Raw genomic sequence first — 21,353 nt, 5'->3', positions numbered from 1 at the left:
CTGGGCCGGTGGCACCGTTCGGGCCGGTGGAGCCTGTCGCGCCGTTGGGGCCGGTGGCGCCTGTCGCACCGTTCGGGCCGGTGGCACCGTTCGGGCCCGTGGCACCGTTCGGGCCGGTGGCACCGTTGGGGCCGGTGGAGCCTGTCGCACCGTTCGGGCCCGTGGCACCGTTCGGGCCGGTGGCACCGTCAGGGCCGGTGGAGCCTGTCGCACCGTTCGGGCCGGTGGCACCGTTCGGGCCGGTGGCACCGTTCGGGCCGGTCGCCCCATCGGGCCCAGTGGCACCCGTCGGGCCGCCCGGACCCGTCGGTCCGGTCGGGCCCGTGGGCCCGGTAGGCCCGACAGTGCAGACCGCCCTGGTGATCGTGTTGGTGTCCAGGGTGACCGCACCGTTGCGCGCCAGGGCCCGGCCCTCGATCGCCGTGCCGGTATTCGCTGTGATGGACGTCAGGGCCAGGATGTTGCCCCTGAAGGAGGAGTTGGTCCCGATGGTGGCCGAACTGCCCACCTGCCAGAACACATTGCACGCCTGAGCCCCATTGATGAGGTTGATATTGCTCGCCGACCCGGTGATCAAGGTGCTGGCAATCTGGAAGATGAAGACGGCGCTGGGGTCCCCCTGCGCATTGAGGGTGACGGTCCCGGTGTTCGACAGCGACCCGGCGGAGTTGTAGACGCCGGGCGTCAGCGTCACTCCGGCGAGATCCCCCGCCACACTGGCGGTCGGAGCCCGACCGGCCGCGTCGTTGTAGGCGGTGGTCAGGTCGGACTGGGCCAGGGCAGCCGCGGCGTTGGTCACGTTCTGAGTGCCGTTGACGACGCCGGGCGGAAATCCTGTCACCGAGGACCCCGGGCTGAGCCCCAGGTCTCCATTGATGATGCTGGGGCCGGTGTTGGTGACGGTCGAACCGGCCAGCACCGCGTAGCTGGTGTCGGTGCCCAGCGGCACCGGGGCTTCCGCCCCGTAGGCAGTGGAAGCCCACAGCGTATTGGCGCTCAGCACGGTCACGCCGGACAGCACGGTGAAGGTCGCCCTGAGCCAGATGCGTCTGCGCCGAGTGGGCGTACGGCCGTCTGGACGAGGAGCGGGCGGGATGGCAGCCACAGCCATGGAAGGTGACCTTTCTCTTTCCTGAGAGAGTGCGGCTGCCGACCCGTAGTCAGTGTGTCCAGGCCACGAAGATGCACCTGAGCCACCGCGCGGCTGGAGCGGAACACCGCAGAGCATGCACCGCATGCGGAAAGTGATGGCCTGTCACATTCCGTTCATTGGGTGCGCGGTTTATCGGAACATAAGGTGAAATTAAAGCCAGTAGGCGCGAGGGTGATCAGTCCGTCACACCCTTTACGCTCACGCCATCAGCGGCGTTGCGTGACCCGTCCGGCCCACCGATCCTCGGCCTGCCCGAGCCTTTCGTGACCACCCCCGAGACGAGCCGGGCGGCGGGAGTTCCATCCCCTGGAGCACTCCGCGCAGGCACCGTCACGACCCGCCACTGCGGCCAGAGCCCTCCGGTGACCGGTGGCGGGCCGAGGGTGAACCGGGGGCGACCGACCTCGGGCAGCCGCCCTGTGGGTCAACACACCTGGTGGCGGTCTCGGTGGACTCCACGATCGTGCGTGCTCACCAATACGCGGCCGGGCCCGTAAAGAGGGGGCCCGCCCGGACCACTGCAGGCGGGTTTCTCCATGTAACGGTGCAGGCACTCTGTGCACAGAGGAAGTGCCTGCCGAGAAATACGTCATACACCCGGGCCGGATGCGCCTTGGTCGTATCGATGCGCTGGTGCAGGCCGGAGACGTCGGGACCGGATGCGGCGGTGCTCATGAGGCCGTCCTCGCAAGGCAGTTGAGGTGATCGGCCCTTGAGGCAGTCCGGACCCGGGCCAGCGGGCGACCCTGTTGCGGGCCGCCGGTCGGGCCTGTCACGGGCCACCGGCCCGCCCGGACCGTCCGGCGGCCCCGGCACGTTGTCAGTGCGCCCGGTTAGCCTCTGTCGGGTGTCCTCACGCATCACCGATCCCGAGCAGCTGAAGGAGCTCCTCGGGATCCCGTTCACCCCGGAGCAGACGGCCTGCATCACAGCGCCGCCCGCCCCGCAGGTGATCGTGGCCGGAGCCGGGTCGGGGAAGACCACGGTGATGGCGGCGCGCGTGGTGTGGCTGGTCGGGACCGGCCAGGTCGCCCCGGAGCAGGTCCTCGGGCTCACCTTCACCAACAAGGCGGCGGGTGAGCTCGCCGAGCGCGTCCGCAAGGCCCTGATCGCGGCCGGGGTCACCGATCCGGACGCCATCGACCCGGACAACCCCCCGGGCGAGCCCAGCATCTCCACGTACCACGCGTTCGCCGGCCGGCTCCTCACCGAGCATGGGCTGCGCATCGGCCTCGAACCCACCACCCGCCTCCTCGCCGACGCCACCCGCTACCAGTTGGCCGCCCGCGTACTGCGCGAGGCGCCGGGTCCCTATCCGGCCCTGACCAGGTCGTTCCCCACGCTGGTCAGCGATCTGCTGGCCCTCGACGCCGAGCTGGCCGAGCATCTCGTACGCCCCGAACAGCTCGCGGAGTACGACACCGACCTGCTCCGTACGCTCGAATCGGCCCGGCTCACCAACGCCGAGCTGCGCAAGATCCCCGAGGCCGCCCAGGCCCGTCGCGAGCTGCTGCAGCTGACCCGCCGCTACCGCGAGGCCAAGAAGAGCCGCGACGTCCTCGACTTCGGCGACCAGATCGCGCTCTCCGCCGAGCTGGCGCTCACCCGCCCGGAGGTCGGCGCGATCCTGCGCGACGAATTCCGGGTCGTGCTGCTCGACGAGTACCAGGACACCTCCGTCGCCCAGCGCCTGCTGCTCTCCGCCCTCTTCGGCAGGGGCCCCGAGGGGACGGTTACGGAGGTGGATACCGGGGCGGTGACCGGCACGGCCACCACGGCGGTGGCCACCGGGCACGCCGTCACCGCCGTCGGCGACCCCTGCCAGGCGATCTACGGCTGGCGCGGTGCCTCGGTCGCCAACCTCGACGACTTCCCGCTCCACTTCCCGCACGCCGACGGCACCCCCGCCACCCGCTACTCCCTCAGCGAGAACCGCCGCAGCGGCGGCCGCCTCCTTCACCTCGCCAACGGCCTCGCCGCGCCCCTGCGCGCTATGCACGAAGGCGTCGAGGCACTGCGCTCCGCCCCGGGCGCCGAGCGTGACGGCATCGTCCGCTGCGCCCTGCTCCGTACCCACACCGAAGAGATCGACTGGCTCGCCGACTCGATCGCCCACCTCGTGAGGACCGGAAAGGCGCCCGGCGAGATCGCCGTCCTGTGCCGCACCGCGGGCGACTTCCCGGAGATCCAGGCCGCGCTGGTGGCCCGCGACATCCCGGTCGAGGTCGTCGGCCTGTCCGGGCTGCTGCACCTGCCCGAGGTCGCCGACCTCGTCGCGGTCTGCGAGGTCCTCCAGGACCCCGGCGCCAACGCCTCCCTGGTCCGGCTGCTCACCGGCCCCCGCTGGCGGATCGGCCCCCGCGACCTGGCACTCCTCGGCCGCCGCGCCCGCCTCCTCGTCCACCGCGCCGCCCATGGTGACGAGGACGGCTTCGACCCCGACCGCCGTCTCGCCGAGGCCGTCGAAGGCATCGACCCGGCCGAAGTGATCTCGCTCGCCGACGCGCTGGACACCTTCCTCGAATCGGGCGGAGGAGAGGACGACGGGCTTCCGTTCTCCGCCGAGGCCCGCATTCGCTTCGCCCGCCTGGCCGCCGAACTGCGCGATCTGCGCCGCTCGCTGGCCGACCCCCTGATGGACGTGCTGCACCGCGTCCTCGCCACCACCGGCCTGGAGGTCGAGCTCTCCGCATCGCCGCACGCCCTGGCCGCCCGCCGCCGCGAGACCCTCGCCAACTTCCTCGACGTCGCGGCCCGCTTCGCCGCCGCCGACGGCGAGGCCACCCTCCTTGCTTTCCTGGGCTTCCTGCGCACGGCAGTCCAGTACGAGAAGGGTCTGGACAACGCCCTGCCCGGCGGTGAGAACACCGTCAAGGTCCTCACCGCCCACAAGTCCAAGGGCCTGGAGTGGGATGTCGTCGCGGTGCCGGGCCTGGTCACCGGCCAGTTCCCCAGCAGCCAGTCCCGCGACGCCTGGACCTCCCAGCCCAAGGTCCTCCCGCACGCCCTGCGCGGGGACACGGCCACCCTCCCCGTCATCCACTCCTGGGATGCCAAGGGGCTCAAGGGCTTCAAGGAGGAGATGAAGGAGCACCAGCACACCGAGGAGCTCCGCCTGGGATACGTCACCTTCACCAGGCCCCGCACCCTGCTGCTCGGCTCCGGCCACTGGTGGGGCCCGACGCAGAAGAAGCCGCGCGGCCCGTCCGGCTTCCTGCATGCGCTGTACGAGCACTGCGCGGCCGGACACGGCGAGATTGAGGCATGGGCGGACGAACCGGCCGAGGACGAGGAGAACCCGGCGCTCGCCGAGAAGGAGGCCGACCGGGCGTGGCCGCTTCCCCTGGACGACACCGCCCTGACCCGCCGCCGGGCCGCCGCGGACACGGTGATGGCACATCTGGAGGCCCTGGCCGCGGCGGGGGGTGTGCCGGATACGTACGAGGCGCCGTCCGACGCCCCGGATCCGTACGACTTGAACGACGACTCGTACGACGCCCCGTTCCCCTACGACGAGGCGTACCCCGACGAGGCCGACGACTGGGACGCCCTGTCGACGGAGCCCCCGCCGGCCCCCACGCCCCACGTCCCCGCGGCCCGCACCCCCGAGCCCGCCGGGGAATCCCGGACCCTCACCCCCAGGGAATCCCGGACCCTCACCCCTGAGGAATCCCGCACCCTCGCCTCCTGGGACCGCGACCTCGACGCCCTCACCGGCGAACTGCGCCGCGCCCGCGCCACCGTGCGCGACGTCCTCGTACCCGCCTCGCTCTCCGCCACCCAGCTGCTGCGTCTCGCCGACGACCCCGACGGCTTCGCCCAGGAGCTGGCCCGCCCCATGCCGCGGCCCCCGCAGCCCGCGGCCCGCCGGGGCACCCGTTTCCACGCCTGGGTGGAGTCCCGCTTCGAGGAGCTGCCGCTGCCCATGCTCGGGCCGGACGAGCTGCCCGGCGGCGACGAGAGCGACGCCGAGATCGCCGACGAGCGCGACCTCGCCGCACTCAAGGAGGCCTTCGAGCGCACCCCGTACGCCCGCCGTACTCCGTACCGCGTGGAGACGCCGTTCCAGATCACCCTGGCCGGCCGGGTGATCCGGGGCCGTATCGACGCGGTGTACCGCACCGGGGACACGTACGAGATCGTCGACTGGAAGACCACCCGCACCAACACCGCCGACCCCCTGCAGCTCGCGGTCTACCGCCTGGCCTGGGCCGAGCTGCACGATGTGCCGCTCACCGATGTCACCGCCACGTTCCTGTACGTACGCAGCGGAGAGACCGTCCGCCCCACCCGCCTCCCGGGCCGGGCGGAGCTGGAGCGGCTCCTGCTGGACGAGCCACCTCCCACGGGCCGATAGGCTCAAGGCCATGAGCGACACCCCGGACAGCGCCGTCCGTACGTACACCGCACAGCACCGCACAGCCTTCCTCGACGACCTCGCCGACTGGCTGCGCATCCCGTCCGTATCCGCACAGCCGGTCCACGACGGGGACGTACGACGCAGCGCCGAGTGGCTGTCCGCCAAGCTCAAGGAGACCGGCTTCCCCGTCACCGAGATCTGGGAGACGCCCGGCGCTCCCGCGGTCTTCGCCGAGTGGCCGTCCGACGACCCGGACGCCCCGACGGTCCTCGTCTACGGGCACCACGACGTTCAGCCCGCCGCCCGCGAGGACGGCTGGGACACGGACCCGTTCGAGCCGGTGATCCGGGACGGCCGCATGTACGGGCGGGGCGCCGCCGACGACAAGGGGCAGGTGTTCTTCCACACCCTCGGCGTCCGGGCCCACCTCGCCACCACCGGCCGCACCGCCCCTGCCGTCAACCTCAAGCTGCTGGTCGAGGGTGAGGAGGAGTCCGGTTCACCGAACTTCCGCGCCCTGGTCGAGGAGCAGGCCGCCCGGCTCACCACCGACGCCGTGATCGTCTCCGACACCGGCATGTGGGACGAGACGACCCCCACGGTCTGCACGGGTATGCGCGGCCTCGCCGAGTGCGAGATCGAGCTGTACGGCCCCGAGCAGGACATCCACTCCGGTTCGTTCGGCGGCGCGGTGCCCAACCCGGCGACTGCCGTGGCCCGCCTCGTCGCCGCACTGCACGACGCGGATGGACGGGTCACGATCCCCGGTTTCTACGACGGCGTGACGGAACTCACCGACACCGAGCGCGCACTCTTCGCCGAGCTGCCCTTCGACGAGGCCACCTGGCTGCGCACCGCCAAGTCCCGAGCGGCATCGGGCGAGGCCGGCTACTCCACGCTGGAACGCATCTGGGCCCGCCCCACCGCTGAGGTCAACGGGATCGGCGGCGGCTACCAGGGCGCCGGAAGCAAGACGATCATCCCGTCCTCCGCCCTGGTGAAGATCAGCTTCCGGCTGGTCGCGGGCCAGGACCCCGACCACATCCAGCAGGCTGTCCGGGCCTGGGCCGAGGCGCGGGTCCCGGCCGGTGTCCGTCACCGGATCACCTTCGCGCCGGCCACCCGCCCCTGTCTGACCCCGCTGGACCACCCCGCCCTGCAGGCCGTGGCCCGCGCCATGGGACGGGCCTTCGGCCAGAAGATCCTCTTCACCCGCGAAGGAGGCTCGGGCCCCGCCGCCGACCTGCAGGACGTGCTCGGCGCACCCGTCCTCTTCCTGGGCATCTCCGTACCGTCCGACGGCTGGCACGCCCCCAACGAGAAGGTCGAACTCGACCTCCTGCTCAAGGGCGTGGAGACAACCGCCCACCTCTGGGGCGAACTGGCCGCCGCACTCCGCTGAATCCTCTGAACACCCGATCCATCCCGGGGGAGTAGGAAGCACCTGTGAGCACCTTCGACAACGCCACCGCAGACCGGCCCATCGGTCTCACGGCGCCCAGCGGCATCGACCGCGCGGCGCACCACCGCCTCGACGAGGCATGGCTGTCCGCCGCGTGGAGCCACCCGACCACCCGTGTGTTCGTCGTCTCCGGCGGGCAGGTGCTGATCGACGACACGGCCGACGGCGGTACGGAGATCGTCATGACCCCGGCCTTCGAGGCCCCGGTCACCGAGACCCACCGCTACTTCCTCGGCACCGACGAGGACGGCGTCAGCTACTTCGCGCTCCAGAAGGACTCCCTGCCCGGCCGTATGGACCAGCCGGCCCGCCCGGCCGGCCTGCGCGAGGCCGGACTGCTGCTCGGCCCCCGCGACGCGGGCCTGATGGTGCACGCGGTGGCGCTGGAGAACTGGCAGCGCCTGCACCGCTTCTGCTCCCGCTGCGGCGAGCGCACGGTCATCGCGGCGGCCGGCCACATCCGCCGCTGCCAGGCCTGCGGCGCCGAGCACTACCCGCGTACCGACCCCGCGGTCATCATGCTGGTCACGGACGACCAGGACCGCGCTCTGCTGGGCCGCCAGGTGCACTGGCCCGAGGGCCGCTTCTCGACGCTCGCGGGCTTCGTCGAGCCGGGGGAGTCGATCGAGCAGTCCGTGGCCCGCGAGGTGTTCGAGGAGGCGGGCGTCACGGTCGGCGAGGTCGAGTACATCGCCAGCCAGCCCTGGCCGTTCCCATCCAGCCTGATGCTCGGCTTCATGGCACGGGCGACCTCGTCCGAGATCAACGTGGACGGCGAGGAGATCGAGGAGGCCCGCTGGTTCTCCCGCGAGGACCTGACGGCGGCCTTCGAGTCGGGCGAGATCCTGCCCCCGTTCGGCATCTCGATCGCGGCCCGCCTGATCGAACTCTGGTACGGCAAGCCGCTCCCGAAGCCGGGCACCGTCGGCTGACGCACGGCGTACGGGTGTGAAGCGCCCCCGGACGCGTAACAGGAACGCCCCCTCCGATGCGATGCTCTCGACCGGAGGGGGCGTTCCTGCGCTGCGGGAGCGCGGGATCAGGCGGCGAGCGCCTGCTTCACCTGGGCCAGGGACGGGTTCGTCATGACGGCCTCGACACCCGTGGAGCCGACCACCAGGACGGTGGGCACGGTCTGGTTGCCCCCGTTGGCCTTCTCGACGAAGACCGCGGAGTCCGGGTCCTGCTCGATGTTGATCTCGTTGTACGCGATGCCTTCGCGGTCCATCTGGCTCTTGAGCCGACGGCAGTAGCCGCACCACGTGGTGCTGTACATCGTCACAGTGCCCGACATGTCTTCGCGCTCCTCTGTCTCGTCAGTCTTGTCAGACTCGTCTGTCTCATCCGTCTCATCCGGCATGCGGAGAAGCTGGAAAGTGCGTCGCCGCACGGAAAGGGAACGTACGTGAGCCGACCACCATTCCCGCCGCCACCCCCGCATTGGCGGACCACCACCCCCGCATTAGTACGACAGATGCGGCCCCCCTGTGGACAACCTCCGCACCGGCCTCGTCCGACCTGGCAGCATGGCAGGGTGACAGCAGCAACGCATTCCTCCCATTTCCCACAGGTCCCCGAGTCGGCCGACGCCGTGCTCGACGGCCTGGACCCCGAGCAGCGCGAGGTCGCCATGGCCCTGCACGGCCCGGTGTGTGTGCTGGCCGGAGCCGGTACGGGCAAGACGCGTGCGATCACGCATCGCATCGCCTACGGGGTGCGCGCCGGGATACTCCAGCCGGCAAGTGTGCTTGCCGTCACGTTCACCAACCGGGCCGCGGGCGAGATGCGGGGACGGCTGCGCCAGCTCGGCGCGGGCGGGGTGCAGGCGCGGACGTTCCACTCCGCCGCCCTGCGCCAGCTCCAGTACTTCTGGCCGAAAGCGGTCGGCGGTGACCTGCCCCGGCTGCTGGAGCGCAAGGTCCAGCTGGTCGCCGAGGCCGCGGCCCGCTGCCGCATCCGGCTCGACCGCAACGAGCTGCGCGATGTCACCAGCGAGATCGAGTGGTCCAAGGTCACCCAGACCGTGCCCGCCGACTATCCGGCCGTGGTCGCCAAGACCCAGCGCGACGCCCCGCGCGATCCGGCCGAGATCTCCCAGATCTATGCGATGTACGAGCAGTTGAAGCGCGACCGCTCGGTGATCGACTTCGAGGATGTGCTGCTTCTCACCGTCGCCATCCTTCAGGACCGCCATGACATCGCCGAACACGTCCGCCGCCAGTACCAGCACTTCGTCGTCGACGAGTACCAGGACGTCAGCCCGCTCCAGCAGCGGCTGCTCGACCTCTGGCTCGGCGACCGGGACACCCTGTGCGTCGTCGGTGACGCCAGCCAGACGATCTACTCGTTCACCGGAGCGACCCCCGACCACCTGCTGAATTTCCGCACCCGCCACCCCAGCGCGACAGTGGTCAAGCTGGTCAGGGACTACCGCTCCACCCCCCAGGTCGTCCATCTGGCCAATGGGCTGCTCGGCCAGGCCCGCGGCCGTGCCGCCGAGCACCGGCTCGAACTGGTCTCGCAGCGCGAGCCCGGCCCCGAGCCCGTCTATACGGAGTACGCGGACGAGCCCGCGGAGGCCGAGGGCACCGCCCGCCGCATCCGCGACCTGATCGCCGCGGGCGTCCCGGCCGGCGAGATCGCCGTGCTCTACCGGGTCAACTCCCAGTCCGAGGTCTACGAGCAGGCCCTGGCCGACGCGGGCGTGCCGTACCAGCTGCGGGGCGCGGAGCGCTTCTTCGAACGCGCGGAGGTACGGGAGGCGGGCGTCGCCCTGCGCGGCGCGGCCCGCGCGGGGGGCAACGACTCCCTGCTCGACGACGCGGAGGGGCTGCCGGCGGAGGTGCGCGCGGTGCTCTCCACCAAGGGGTGGACCACGGAGCCGCCCGCGGGCTCCGGCGCGGTGCGCGACCGCTGGGAGTCCCTGGCCGCACTGGTCCGGCTCGCCGAGGACTTCGAACAGGCCAAGCCGGGGGCGACGCTCTCCGATCTGGTGGCGGAGCTCGACGAGCGCGCAGCCGCCCAGCACGCCCCCACGGTCCAGGGAGTCACGCTCGCCTCGCTGCACTCGGCGAAGGGCCTGGAGTGGGACGCCGTGTTCCTGGTCGGGCTGAACGAGGGCATGATGCCGATCACCTACGCCAAGACCGACGAGCAGATCGAGGAGGAGCGCCGGCTGCTGTACGTCGGCGTCACCCGGGCGCGCTTCCATCTCTCGTTGTCATGGTCGCTGTCCCGCTCGCCCGGCGGCCGAGCCGGACGACGCCCGAGCCGGTTCCTGAGCGGACTGCGCCCCGGCTCGGTGGCCCTCGGTACGCGCGGCGCGGCCGGTGGTGGTGGGATCGAACGGGGCCCGGGGCCGGTAGCCAAGCGCGGCCGTCGTGGCCCTGCCCGGTGCCGGGTCTGCGGCAAGACCCTCACCGATGCGGGCGAGATGAAGCTGATGCGCTGCGACGACTGCCCGTCCGACATGGACGAGGCGCTGTACGAGCGGCTGCGCGACTGGCGGGCGGTCCGGGCGAAGGAGATCGGCCAGCCCGCGTACTGCGTGTTCACGGACAAGACGCTGATGGCGATCGCCGAGGCGGTTCCGGGCAGCGCGGGCGAACTGGCCGGGATCTCCGGGGTCGGCGCGCGGAAGCTGGACCGGTTCGGGACCGCGGTCCTTGCCATTTGCGCAGGTGAGACGGTGGAAGATGGTCTCGAAGACGCCGTTGACGAGGTGTGAGAAAAACTCGTCGAAAAAATAGTTTGCGCCCGCCCCAGTCATCACCATAGGTTCTTAACCACGGGAACAGCGACTTCTCTGAAGCCCTGGTCCTGTGCTGTACTTATCCGAATACGCAGGACCGGCCCGCCGGTCCACCCGAGACGCCGAGAGGAGGCGATTGAAGTGATCAGCATCATCGAGACCAACAAAATGACCGATCTCTCGGTCGTCTCCGCCTGCTCGCTCGGCCTCGCCTGCTCTTCGGAGTCCTCGCTGCGTGGCACCGGTCTGTCCGGCATTCCCGCCGTCAGCCCGCTGTCCCTGTCGAGCCTCCCCGTGCGGGAGCGCAATGAGCGACCGACCCAGGCACCGGCAGCAGCAGTAGCGAAGGGACAGGCGCAGGCCTATGCCTTTGCGGCCGTCGGTGCAGGAGCGGAATCCGGCGCCAAGAAGCAGACGATGCACCACACGATGTGGGCCTTCCGTGGGCCTGAACCCTGGAGTGATCCAGCCTGATTCACCATCAGGCCGGCGCCTTCAGGGCCGCGGAACCCCACTCGGGATCCGCGGCCCTTTTGTTTTGTCCAAACGGACGAGACAGCGCGAAGGCGCCTCGGGACAAGCAGCACCCGGTACCAGCCGCCCCCCGGCCAACAGGCCGGAACGACCAGACGAGGACACCACCCACCGTGCAACTCGAAGCGCACGCCCCGTCCGTACCGCCTTCCGAAACGATCCCGCCGCCCGGCCTCACGGAGGACTCCACCTTGATCCCCCTCACTGCGCTCACCGCGCTCGACGACGCCATCGAGAACCTCGGCGTGCCCGTCCCCTGCCGCTCCTACGACCCGGAGGTCTTCTTCGCCGAGTCGCCGGCCGACGTCGAGTACGCCAAGTCCCTCTGCCGCACCTGCCCGCTCGTCGAGGCCTGCCTCGCCGGCGCCAAGGAGCGTCGCGAGCCGTGGGGCGTCTGGGGTGGTGAGCTCTTCATCCAGGGCGTTGTCGTTGCTCGCAAGCGGCCGCGTGGCCGTCCGCGCAAGAACCCGGTCGCGGCGTGACCGCCGGACTGGGGGTCACGGCCCCCAAACCCATGAAGCGCATCGGAACCATCGACCGTCCCCACACCCACGATCCCCGAAATCAGGCACCAATGTCCGTCCCCACGAATGAGCCCGTCGGCTCCGCAACACCGAACGTCACGATCACCGGCGCGAACGACTCGCGTCAGAACAGGACCCGCGAGATGCAACTCATCCCAGAAGCCCTGGCTCGTGCTCATATGCACGACCGCCTGAGGGAAGCCGACGCGCAACGCCAGGCCGTGCGCCTGGTCACCGCGCGCCGGATGCAGCGCCGGGCCGAGCGCGCCTCGATGCGCGCCCGCCGTGCGCTGGCCATGGCAGTCATGCACTAGTCAGGCCGAAGACCAGCAGCATCCGCTGCCGGGCAGCCGCTCTGCCCGGCAGCAATCAGTACCCATAGTCAGTACCCCTTCCGCGGGGCCGGTCCGAACGGGCCGGCCCTGCGGTCGTGCTGTGCGGTCCTGCTGTGTGGCCGTGCTGTGTGGTGCCGCACGGCACAGTGGCGACGGAGTTATCGTCACGGAGTGGACGAGGAGACTCATCAACCGATTCAGCAACCCGCGCAGAGGGACGCCGCCGCGGTCGTCTGCGCCCTGTGCGGTACCTCCGCCGACAGCGAGAGCGCACCGCCGAGCTGGATCTGCTCCGTGGAGAACGGCAGACACCAGTACTTCTGCGAAAAGTGCACCCGCACCCATATCAGGGCAATCGAAAGCCGTCTCGACTCCGCCTGGTGGTGACACCCGTAACTCGGTGCCGGGGGCCTGAAGGCTGCCCTATGCGCCGGCGGCCGCGTCGCCCGCCAACTCCTGCACCACGGACCCCTGCTCATCCTCCATCAGGAACCCCGGCACCCAGGATTCGAGTTCATCGCGCAGCCGTACCGTCGCACCCAGCTGGCACAGCACCCCGATCGTGCTCAGCGTCACCCGGTGTATCAGCAGATAGGCGGGCGGCAGATTCAGCTGCTTGCCCAGCTGATGAGCGGGGGAGCGGGGATCCGCAATCCGCGCCGCCTGATTGCGCATCCAGCTCCGGGTGAAGGTGAACTCCTCCACCTGCGCCGGTTCGATGATCGGCAGGAGATAGTCGAGCACCGCATCCGGGTCGAGGTCGATCGAGTCCTTGACGAACCCCTCCTCGCGCAACAGCTCGTACACCGCATCCGCATCACCCGCCAGCGTCAGCCGCAAGGAGTCCCCGATGGGCTGCGGCAGACCACCCGGCAGCCGGTCCACCGTGCCGAAGTCCAGCACTCCGAGCCGCCACTGCCCGGCCTCGCCGGCATCGTCGTGAGGGGGCAGCAGCCGGAAGTTGCCCGGATGCGGGTCCGCGTGCAGCAGCCCGGTGCGTGCGGGCCCCGAGAAGAGAAAACGGGCCAGCAACTGACCGGCCCGGTCCCGCTGCTCCGGCGTGCCCTCCGCGATCACGGCGGCCAGCGGAACACCGTCCATCCACTCCGTCACCAGCACCTGGTCGGACTGGTGCACCACACCGGGGATCACGACATCCGGATCGGCCGCGAACTCCTCGGCATGGTCCCGCTGCGACCGTGCCTCCTGCTCGTAGTCCAGCTCCTCCGAGACCCGGTCGCGCAGCTCCGTGATGAGCGGCTTGATGTCCATTCCGGGGATCAACGGGCCGAGCAGCCGGGCGAACCTGCTGAGCTGGGTCAGATCCGAGAGGAGTGCCTCTCCGGCGCCCGGATACTGCACCTTCACCGCGACGTCCCGACCGTCGTGCCACACCGCCCGGTGCACCTGACCGATCGAGGCGGCGGCCGAGGGCTTGTCCTCGAATTCGAGGAACAGCCCCCGCCAGCCCTCGCCGAGCCGCTCCTCCAGCACCGCGTGCACGGTGCCGCTGGGCATGGGAGGTGCGGCTTCCTGCAGTTTGGTGAGCGCCGCCCGGTACGGTCCGGCGACCTCCTCGGGCAGCGCCGACTCGAAGACGGACAGGGCCTGCCCCAGCTTCATCGCCCCGCCCTTCAACTCGCCCAGGACCTTGAAGAGCTGGTCCGCGGTGCGCTGCTGCACCTCCCGGGCGACCAACTCCGCCGACTTCCCGCCGATCCGCTTGCCCAGACCCCACGTGGCGCGGCCGGCGAAGCCCAGTGGCAGGGCGGCCAACTTGGCGGTACGGGTGACCGCTTTCCGGGGAAGATCAGACATGAGCCCCTCCAAATCCCAGACTGCCGTACCGCGTGCGGCGGTTACCCGGCCATTGTGTCGTGCGCCGCTTCGACCCCGGAGGCGCGCTCCCCCTCAGTGTGCCCAGCCGCTCCGCAGGAACAACCGAGGTGCGCCCCGATCCGCTCGGACCGCCAGTCCAACAGCGGCAGCGCGGTCTCCCAGCGGGTCCCCGTACTGGCGGGCAGTTCCCCGTCCAGAAAGGACAGTGCATGGGCGGCCGCCAGACCGGCCACCGCCGTCGCCAGCCCCAGGTCACACGCCTGCACAGCAGTGCGCCGCCCGGACTGCCACTGAGACAGCATCCTGGTCCACTCCTTATCCCGGTCCCCGCGCTCCAGCGCCAGACACCCCGCGCAGGCCGTACCCCCGGGCAGGACCAGGGGCCCGACCACTCCCGTCGCCTCCATCACTCCGGCATAGAGATGGGGAGTCCCCGAAGCGATCCACGGTTCGGCCGGGCGCGGGTCGGGGACGTACGCCGCGAAGCCGTCGCGAGGGGCGACCACGATCAGCGACAGCCCCGGCTCACCGCCTGTCGGGGAACCCGCCGTCTCCGACGCCCGGGGAGCCGAACCGGCGGCGGACCTGCGCACCAACTGCCGGGCGGCGGTGTCCCTGCGCTCCCCGACGGCTGCCGGTGGAAGCCCGCCGGGTGAGACATCCCACGGCTCGGTGCAACCGCCGTCCAGAACCTCCACCCGGCCCACCCCGGATCCGGACAGCACCGCCGCGATCGCGGCACCGACCCGGCCGGCACCCCGCACCTGGACCCGCACCGCCCGGCGGGCCGCCAGCCGCCGCATCCCGCCGCCCGGCTCGGGATGGACGACGGAGAGTGACGCCAGATCGGGGCGGTGCCGCTCCAGGGCGCCGGGCCGGTTCCGTAACACGTCGGTCTCCGGGCCGGCGGCCCGGACATCGTCGATCAGGCCCGCATCCAACAATCGGGCCACCAGCGTGTCCACATGATGGTCCGGCAGATCCAACGCCCGGGCTTCTTCGCGCAGCAGCGGCAGGCCGCGCGTACCGTCGAGCAGTTCCAGAAAACAGCCCGTCGCGAAATCCATCGGACCGAGCCTCACCGCATGGGCGTGGGTCACCCCGAATTGCACGGTGCCCCGGCCGCACCATGCGCGGCGCAGTGCGGGCTTCAACATCGGATACACGGCGTTCCCCCGGTCTGTGTTCCATGATCTCTGTGCGTGGGCTGTGACCCGGATCTCCGCGAGATCCGTTGTCAGAATGCAGGCCGGCGTCGAAGCGTGCAGAAAGTTATCCACAGGCATGGGGTATTAGTCGTTCAAATAGTGCATGCCGTGGAGCGGATCAAGCGCGAACCGTCCCGGAGGCGGGACTTCCCCCACTGGCACCGGGTAACGTCATGGCGTGCCCGCCGACCCGTCACCCGGATTCGCCGGGGAGACCCCCGCGCGCAGCGCCGGAACCCATCAGCGCAGCGCGGCAGACCGTCCGCCCCGCGCCTCGGCAACGAGCGCGGTCGAGGTCCGCAGGAGCACTCGCCGCAGCAGAACGGTCTCCGCGTACCGGGAGGGGGACCGCACCATCGTGCTCATCCCCGCCCGGATGTCGGAGGCCGAGGAGCAGCGCTGGGTGAACGTGATGCTCGACAAACTCGCGGCCCAGGAGAGCAAACGCATCCTCGGCGACAGCGAACTCGCCGAGCGGGCCGAGCGGTTGTCCGCCCAGTATTTCCAGGGCCGGGCCAGACCCGCGTCGGTGCGGTGGGTGACCAATCAGAACACCCGATGGGGGTCCTGCACCCCGGCGGAGGGCAGCATCCGCCTGTCGCACCGGCTGCAGGGCATGCCCGAGTACGTCGTCGACTACGTACTGGTCCATGAACTGGCCCACCTGCTCGTCCCCGGCCACGGTCCGCGCTTCTGGAGGCTGCTGGAGGCGTATCCCCGTACCGAGCGGGCCCGCGGTTACCTGGAAGGCGTGGTGGCGGCCGACCGGCTGCCGCATCTGCCCGCCGCACGCGGTGAGTGACGTTCAGCGGTTCTGTACCGGGTGTGTACCGACTTGGCTCAAGGTCGGAGTTTGCGGTTAGCCTGGCGCGACGCATTCACATTCGGGATGGGGGACGGTCGTTACGCATGGCCAGGGAATTCCAACGCGGCCACAAGGCCAAGATCAGCGATCTCACGCCGGGGACGGACCTGTACGTAGGTGTGCAGATCGCCGGCCCGGGACTGACCTTTGACATCAGCTGCTTCGGCCTCGATGCCAATGAGCAGCTCTCCGACGACCGGTATTTCATCTTCTTCAATCAGCCTAAATCGCCCGAGGAGTCCATTCAGCTCCTCGGCGCCCAGGCCGGTGACACCGAGTCGTTCCGCGTCACTCTGGACCGCATTCCGGCGAACATCCACAAGCTGTCGTTCACGGCGACGGTCGACGGCGCCGGGCAGATGTCCCAGGTCGGCCCCGGGTACATCCGGATCGTCGCGGGTGGCGAGGAAGTCGTCAGGTACGCCTTCAACGGCTCGGAGTTCACCACCGAGCGTGCGGTGATGCTGGGCGACTTCTACCTGAAGGACGTCTGGCGGTTCGCCGCCGTCGGCCAGGGCTTCGACGGCGGCCTCGACGCGCTGCTGAAGAACTTCGGCGGCGAGGTCGCCGAGGAGGAGCCCGCCGCACCTCAGCCGCAGGCCGCCGCCCCGTCGTTCGGCCCGCCCGCCCAGGCGGCCGCACCTGCGCCCGCCCCGTCCTTCGGGGCCCCGGCAGCGCCGCAGGCACCCCAAGCCCCGCAGCCGGCTCCGTCCTTCGGCGCCCCGGCCCCCACACCGCAGCAGCAGATGCATGCCGCGCCGACGATGGCAGCACCGATGGCGCCGCACGGCGGCTTGGTGCCACCGCCCGCCCCCGCCCCGGCGCCGTACGGGCAGCCGGGCCAGCCGCCCCAGCAGCCGCAGTTCGGGCAGATCCCCGGCCAGCAGGCTCCCGCTCCGTACGGGCAGCAGGCCCCCGCCCCTTACGGCCAGCAGGCTCCTGCTCCGTACGGCCAGCAGCCTCCCGGAATGCAGCCGCCCGGCATGCCGCAGGGAGTGCCGCAGGGTGTGCCGCAGGCCGGCGCCGGTCTTCAGGCCGCGCTCCAGCCGTACAAGGAGACGGCCACCGGGCAGCGTTGGACCCCGCAGAACCAGCAGCTCATGCGGGTGGACCTCACCATGGGCGGTACGCCCGTGCTCGCCCGACAGGGCAGCATGGTGATGTACCAGGGCAAGGTCGACTTCAGCTACAAGGGTGCCGGTTTCGCGGGCCGCATCGTCGGCAATTCCACCGGCCAGGAAATGCAGCTGATGCGCTGCACCGGCCGCGGGCAGGTCTTCCTCGCCGAGGACGGCTCCCATCTTCACGCCATCGAGCTGCAGGGCGACGGCATCTGCGTCTCGGCGGAGAACGTCCTCGCCTTCGACGAGTCGCTGCAGCACGAGGTCCGCAGGATCGAGGGCCACGGCATCCCCGGCGGAGCCCTGTTCACCATGCAGTTCCAGGGCACCGGCACGGTCGTCGTCAAGACCCACGGCGTCCCCGTCGTCCTGCCCGTCACCCCGACCACCTTCGCCGACTGCAACGCCGTCGTGGCCTGGTCGTCCGCATCCCAGGTGATCATCTCCAGCCAGGTCCGGCTACGCCGCAACGCGTACCCGGGACACAGCGGAGAGACCGTGAACCTTCAGTTCCGGGGCGCCCCCGGCAACTTCATCGTCGTCCAGCCCTACGAGGTCTGAGGGAGCCCGTCATGAACCAGCAACTCGCGGGCTACGCCCCGACCCCCGTCACGGCCCGTATGGAGAACCACGGCCGCGCGATGCTCAAGGTCGCCATGGCCACCGGCCAGGACCTCTACGCACGTACCGGCTCGATGGTCGCGTACGAGGGCTTCATCCAGTACGAACCCAACCCGCCCGCCGTCCGCCAGATCGCCTCCCAGTGGATCACCGGCGAGGGCGCACCGATCATGAAGTGCTCCGGCGACGGACTGCTCTACCTCGCCGACTACGGCGCCGATGTGGTCGTCATCAACCTCAACAACGACTCCCTCTCGGTCAACGGCACCAATGTCCTCGCCTTCGACGGCCATCTCACCTGGGGCGTGGAGCGGGTCAAGGGCTTGGCCAAGTTTGCCGGCCAGGGCCTGTGGAACGTCTGCATCTCGGGCACCGGCTGGGTCGCCATCACCTCGCGCGGCACACCGATCGTCGTCGACTGCGGACGCGGCGAGGACGAGACCTACGTCGACCCGGACGCCCTCGTGGCGTGGTCTCCGAACCTCAAGGTGAAGGGCAAGCGCAGCTTCAAGGCCTCCTCGCTCATCGGGCGGGGCAGCGGTGAGGCATACCAGATGGCTTTCTCCGGCCAGGGCATCGTCGTCGTACAGCCGAGCGAGGACAGTACCGACCGCCTGCGGGCCCGGAACTGAGGGGGAGGGAGAACACACCATGCAGAGTCCGCTTTTCAGCTACACGGAACAGCAGTCCCAGGACCGGTACACCGTCCAGAACCCGCAGCTCCTGCGGGTCTCGCTGACCGGCCAGGACGACGTCCTCGCCCGCAAGGGCGCCATGGTCGCCTACCAGGGACTGATGGAGTTCGACGGCGAGTACCAGTCGCACGGGCAGCGCCGCGCCCGCGCGAGCACCGGTGAGGGCCTCGATCTGATGCGCTGCTCCGGGCAGGGCACCGTCTACCTCGCCAACCTCGCGCAGTACATCCATGTCGTGGACGTCGACCACAACGGCATGACGGTGGACAGCGCCTACGTCCTGGCACTCGACTCCTCGCTGCACACCGAGGTCATCGCGGTGGACAGCCAGTACGGCATCTCGGGCACCGGCAAGTACCAGCTCAACATCTCCGGCACCGGCAAGGTCGCTCTGATGACCTCGGGCCAGCCGCTGATGATGCAGGTCACGCCGGACAAGTACGTCAACGCCGATGCCGACGCGGTCGTCGCCTGGTCCAGCTCGCTGCGCGTGCAGATGCAGGCCCAGACGCACTCCTCGGGCGTCTGGCGGCGGCGTGGCAACACCGGCGAGGGCTGGGAGCTCAGCTTCCTCGGCCAGGGCTTCGCCCTGGTCCAGCCGAGCGAGGTGCTGCCCCCGCAGAACCACGAGATCGGCCAGGGCATCCGCGCCCAGTACGGAATGGGTGAGAACGGCGCCCACGGCCAGAACCAGAACAACTCCTGGAACTGAACCGCAGCGCACCGGCACGGACAACATGGGTAAGGGGCGGTCTCCGTGGAGACCGCCCCTTACCCATGCCGTATGCCGTTCCTACTGGCGCTGCTCCAGCGCGGCGCGGACGCGCGTCATCAGCCGTACGACCGATGTATCGGCCACCGACGCGACCTCGTCGTACGCGAACCAGCGCAGGTCCAGCGACTCGTCGCTGATCTGCTCCGTCGCGCCCGACGGCGCCAGCGCCGCGTACTGCACATCCAGATGCCAGTGACAGGGCGCGGGGATCCGGTGGCGGTCCAGCGTCACCGGTCCGCCCGCGAGCAGGGTCAGGCCGCTGATGCCGGACTCCTCGCTGGCCTCACGCAGCGCCGCGGCGGCCAGTGTGGTGTCCTGCGGCTCGCAGTGGCCCCCCATCTGCAGCCACATCTGCAGCTTGCGGTGCAGGGTGAGCAGAACCCGGCCGCGCTCCGGATCGATGACCAGTGCGCTGGCCGTCAGATGCCCGGCTTCGCAGGCTTTCCACATGCCGTCGGGATGCCGGGCCAGATGGTCCAGATAGACCTGGCGCAATTCCGCCTGGGCCGGATCCACCGGGTTCTCGTACCCCTTCAGTACGAGAACGGCGTCGTCGTACAGGCTCACTGGTCGGTTTCGTCCTTGCCGTCGCTCTTGCGGTCGCCGGTTCCCTCGGAGCCCGCGCCACCCGCTTCGGCCCCGGGCTTCTGCGGACCCTTCGCGGCCTCGCCGAGCATCTTGTCCAGCTCGGAGAAGTCCATCTGCTCGTGGTGCACAAAGCCGTCCGGGTCGTCCAGGTCCTGGGCGGTCGGCAGCATGTCGGGGTGTTCCCACAGGGCGTCGCGTCCGTCGAGACCGCGGGCGTCCGTGAGCGAGGCCCACAGACGCGAGGCGTCACGCAGCCGCCGCGGACGCAGCTGAAGGCCGATGAGCGTGGCGAACGTCTGCTCGGCCGGCCCGCCCGAGGCGCGGCGCCTGCGCATGGTCTCGCGCAGTGCGTCCGCCGAGGTCAGACGGGACTTCGCGGCCTCGTGCACCACCGCGTCCACCCAGCCCTCGACCAGGGCGAGTGCCGTCTCCAGCCTGGCCAGGGCGGCCTTCTGCTCCGGTGTGTCCTCCGGCTGGAACATGCCCTGCTGAAGGGCGTCCTGCAGCTGCTCGGGCTGCGACGGGTCGAACTGGCCGACCACATCCTCCAGCTTGCTGGTGTCGACCTTGATGCCGCGCGCATACCCCTCGACGGCGCCGAACAGATGCGAGCGCAGCCACGGAACATGGGCGAAGAGCCGCTGGTGGGCGGCCTCGCGCAAGGCGAGATACAGCCGCACCTCGTCCTGCGGCACGCTGAGGTCCTTGCCGAACCTCTCGACGTTCAGCGGAAGGAGCGCGGCCTTGCCCGCCGGGCCCAGCGGCAGCCCGATATCGGTCGAACCGACCACCTCGCCCGCCAGCACACCGACGGCCTGCCCGATCTGCTGGCCGAACATCGCGCCGCCCATCGACCGCATCATGCCGATCAGCGGGCCCGCCATCGCCTGCATCTCCTCGGGCAGCACGTCGCCCATGGCCAGACCGACGCGCTCGGCCACCGGGTCGACCAGCCTCTGCCAGGCGGGGAGGGACTCCTCGACCCACTCCGCACGGCTCCACGCCACGGTGGAGACCGAACCGGAGGGCAGCGACGTCACGCCGTCCAGCCAGAGGTCGGCAAGCCGCAGCGCCTCGTCGACCGCGGACCGCTCGGACGGACCGACGCTCGCGTCCTTGGTGCCGTCCGGCGTGCCCTGCGAGACCGTCTGGCGGGCGATCTGCTTGGCCATGTCCCAGTTCACGGGACCGCCCTCGTAGCTCAGCATCTGGCCGAGCTGCTGGAAGGCCGCACCCAGGTCGTTGGGGTTCATCGTGCCGAACATCGCCGCGAACGGGTTGTCCCCGCCCGCGCCGGGCCCGAAGCCGAACGGGTTCGCCGGCCCGCCGGAACCCTGCCCACCTCCGGTGGGGTCCTTCTTCTTGCCCTCGTCGCCGTTTTCCGGCTCCTCCGGCGGAAGGCCGAATCCGAATGGGGTGTCACTCACGGGTTTCCTCGGCTCGTAGGGCCGCCGGCTCGAACCGACGGCGACTGCCCGACATCACCATCCAGCGTAGACACCAAAAGTCCGCTTGGGGCCTC

Annotated in this window: 18 protein-coding genes; 12 read left to right on the top strand and 6 right to left on the bottom strand. The window is 70.3% G+C overall.

Translation table 11 applies throughout. The features are described 5' to 3' along the window. A partial coding sequence (locus tag ACGFU7_RS12365; protein ID WP_393694852.1) for an ice-binding family protein occupies positions 1-1,111 on the bottom strand: 1,111 nt, incomplete at its 3' end. An 889-nt stretch (positions 1,112-2,000) separates the two neighbouring features. On the opposite strand from ACGFU7_RS12365, the gene ACGFU7_RS12360 reads away from it, so the two are divergent. The 3 genes from ACGFU7_RS12360 to nudC are packed head-to-tail and all read left to right on the top strand — an operon-like array spanning position 2,001 to position 7,907. Beyond that, entirely contained in the window at positions 2,001-5,510 is a 3,510-nt protein-coding gene (locus ACGFU7_RS12360) for a UvrD-helicase domain-containing protein (protein WP_393694850.1), read from the top strand. A 10-nt stretch (positions 5,511-5,520) separates the two neighbouring features. Further along, a complete protein-coding gene (locus ACGFU7_RS12355) occupies positions 5,521-6,915 on the top strand; it encodes a dipeptidase (protein ID WP_393694848.1) in 1,395 nt (464 codons plus the stop codon). Positions 6,916-6,959: 44 nt separating this feature from the next. Next, positions 6,960-7,907: an NAD(+) diphosphatase gene (gene nudC / locus ACGFU7_RS12350; protein WP_393694846.1), complete on the top strand. Its 948-nt coding sequence runs from the start codon at positions 6,960-6,962 to the stop codon at positions 7,905-7,907. Between the two features lie 107 nt (positions 7,908-8,014). On the opposite strand, the gene ACGFU7_RS12345 is transcribed toward nudC, so the two are convergent. Next, on the bottom strand, positions 8,015-8,269 hold the full coding sequence (locus ACGFU7_RS12345; protein WP_393694844.1) for a glutaredoxin domain-containing protein: 255 nt from the start codon (positions 8,267-8,269) through the stop codon (positions 8,015-8,017). A gap of 180 nt (positions 8,270-8,449) precedes the next feature. On the opposite strand from ACGFU7_RS12345, the gene ACGFU7_RS12340 reads away from it, so the two are divergent. The 5 genes from ACGFU7_RS12340 (at position 8,450) to ACGFU7_RS12320 (ending at position 12,506) form a co-directional block, all read left to right on the top strand. Then, the gene (locus ACGFU7_RS12340; RefSeq protein WP_393694842.1) at positions 8,450-10,702 is read left to right on the top strand and encodes an ATP-dependent DNA helicase UvrD2; all 2,253 of its coding nucleotides are present in this window, start codon (positions 8,450-8,452) and stop codon (positions 10,700-10,702) included. 165 nt (positions 10,703-10,867) lie between these two features. After that, complete coding sequence (locus ACGFU7_RS12335; protein WP_393694840.1) at positions 10,868-11,200, top strand: hypothetical protein; 333 nt, start codon at positions 10,868-10,870, stop codon at positions 11,198-11,200. Positions 11,201-11,373: 173 nt separating this feature from the next. After that, the gene (locus tag ACGFU7_RS12330; protein ID WP_030915514.1) at positions 11,374-11,742 is read left to right on the top strand and encodes a WhiB family transcriptional regulator; all 369 of its coding nucleotides are present in this window, start codon (positions 11,374-11,376) and stop codon (positions 11,740-11,742) included. Between the two features lie 32 nt (positions 11,743-11,774). Then, on the top strand, positions 11,775-12,098 hold the full coding sequence (locus tag ACGFU7_RS12325) for a hypothetical protein (protein WP_393694931.1): 324 nt from the start codon (positions 11,775-11,777) through the stop codon (positions 12,096-12,098). A gap of 192 nt (positions 12,099-12,290) precedes the next feature. Continuing rightward, positions 12,291-12,506 (top strand): hypothetical protein, encoded by a 216-nt coding sequence (locus ACGFU7_RS12320; protein WP_393694838.1) that lies wholly within the window; start codon positions 12,291-12,293, stop codon positions 12,504-12,506. 36 nt (positions 12,507-12,542) lie between these two features. Here the strand turns inward: ACGFU7_RS12320 and ACGFU7_RS12315 are convergent, their stop codons facing one another. Together ACGFU7_RS12315 and ACGFU7_RS12310 are read right to left on the bottom strand one after the other, a co-directional pair. Next, positions 12,543-13,937, bottom strand: a complete 1,395-nt coding sequence (locus ACGFU7_RS12315) for an ABC1 kinase family protein (protein WP_393694837.1) — start codon at positions 13,935-13,937, stop codon at positions 12,543-12,545. Positions 13,938-13,978: 41 nt separating this feature from the next. After that, a complete protein-coding gene (locus ACGFU7_RS12310) occupies positions 13,979-15,124 on the bottom strand; it encodes a ThiF family adenylyltransferase (RefSeq protein WP_393694835.1) in 1,146 nt (381 codons plus the stop codon). Positions 15,125-15,344: 220 nt separating this feature from the next. Here ACGFU7_RS12310 and ACGFU7_RS12305 point away from each other — a divergent pair, with 220 nt between their 5' ends. The 4 genes from ACGFU7_RS12305 to ACGFU7_RS12290 all read left to right on the top strand — a co-directional run bounded on the left by ACGFU7_RS12305 (position 15,345) and on the right by ACGFU7_RS12290 (position 19,180). Further along, positions 15,345-15,968: a M48 family metallopeptidase gene (locus ACGFU7_RS12305; protein ID WP_393694833.1), complete on the top strand. Its 624-nt coding sequence runs from the start codon at positions 15,345-15,347 to the stop codon at positions 15,966-15,968. A 107-nt stretch (positions 15,969-16,075) separates the two neighbouring features. Further along, on the top strand, positions 16,076-17,713 hold the full coding sequence (locus ACGFU7_RS12300) for a TerD family protein (RefSeq protein ID WP_393694831.1): 1,638 nt from the start codon (positions 16,076-16,078) through the stop codon (positions 17,711-17,713). An 11-nt stretch (positions 17,714-17,724) separates the two neighbouring features. After that, on the top strand, positions 17,725-18,405 hold the full coding sequence (locus ACGFU7_RS12295; RefSeq protein WP_393694829.1) for an AIM24 family protein: 681 nt from the start codon (positions 17,725-17,727) through the stop codon (positions 18,403-18,405). Between the two features lie 19 nt (positions 18,406-18,424). Next, positions 18,425-19,180: an AIM24 family protein gene (locus tag ACGFU7_RS12290; protein WP_393694828.1), complete on the top strand. Its 756-nt coding sequence runs from the start codon at positions 18,425-18,427 to the stop codon at positions 19,178-19,180. A gap of 81 nt (positions 19,181-19,261) precedes the next feature. Here the strand turns inward: ACGFU7_RS12290 and ACGFU7_RS12285 are convergent, their stop codons facing one another. Next, the gene (locus ACGFU7_RS12285; RefSeq protein WP_393694826.1) at positions 19,262-19,810 is read right to left on the bottom strand and encodes an NUDIX hydrolase; all 549 of its coding nucleotides are present in this window, start codon (positions 19,808-19,810) and stop codon (positions 19,262-19,264) included. After that, on the bottom strand, positions 19,807-21,258 hold the full coding sequence (locus ACGFU7_RS12280; RefSeq protein WP_393694824.1) for a zinc-dependent metalloprotease: 1,452 nt from the start codon (positions 21,256-21,258) through the stop codon (positions 19,807-19,809). The genes ACGFU7_RS12285 and ACGFU7_RS12280 overlap by 4 nt, the downstream gene beginning before the upstream one ends. Between the last annotated feature and the right edge of the window lie 95 nt (positions 21,259-21,353).

The organism is Streptomyces sp. NPDC048473 (genome assembly GCF_043200155.1).
GTDB lineage: Bacteria > Actinomycetota > Actinomycetes > Streptomycetales > Streptomycetaceae > Streptomyces.
The sequence above is the reverse complement of the archived record's forward strand: the minus strand, read 5'-3'. Positions and strand labels throughout refer to the sequence as shown.

Bases quoted from the DNA above. Each gene is read 5' to 3' on its own strand.
- ACGFU7_RS12355 (WP_393694848.1), top strand. From the start codon at position 5,521: ATGAGCGACACCCCGGACAGCGCCGTCCGTACGTACACCGCACAGCAC.
- ACGFU7_RS12345 (WP_393694844.1), bottom strand. From the start codon at position 8,269: ATGTCGGGCACTGTGACGATGTACAGCACCACGTGGTGCGGCTACTGC.
- ACGFU7_RS12340 (WP_393694842.1), top strand. From the start codon at position 8,450: ATGCGGCCCCCCTGTGGACAACCTCCGCACCGGCCTCGTCCGACCTGG.
- ACGFU7_RS12325 (WP_393694931.1), top strand. From the start codon at position 11,775: ATGAAGCGCATCGGAACCATCGACCGTCCCCACACCCACGATCCCCGA.
- ACGFU7_RS12315 (WP_393694837.1), bottom strand. From the start codon at position 13,937: ATGTCTGATCTTCCCCGGAAAGCGGTCACCCGTACCGCCAAGTTGGCC.
- ACGFU7_RS12300 (WP_393694831.1), top strand. From the start codon at position 16,076: ATGGCCAGGGAATTCCAACGCGGCCACAAGGCCAAGATCAGCGATCTC.
- ACGFU7_RS12295 (WP_393694829.1), top strand. From the start codon at position 17,725: ATGAACCAGCAACTCGCGGGCTACGCCCCGACCCCCGTCACGGCCCGT.
- ACGFU7_RS12290 (WP_393694828.1), top strand. From the start codon at position 18,425: ATGCAGAGTCCGCTTTTCAGCTACACGGAACAGCAGTCCCAGGACCGG.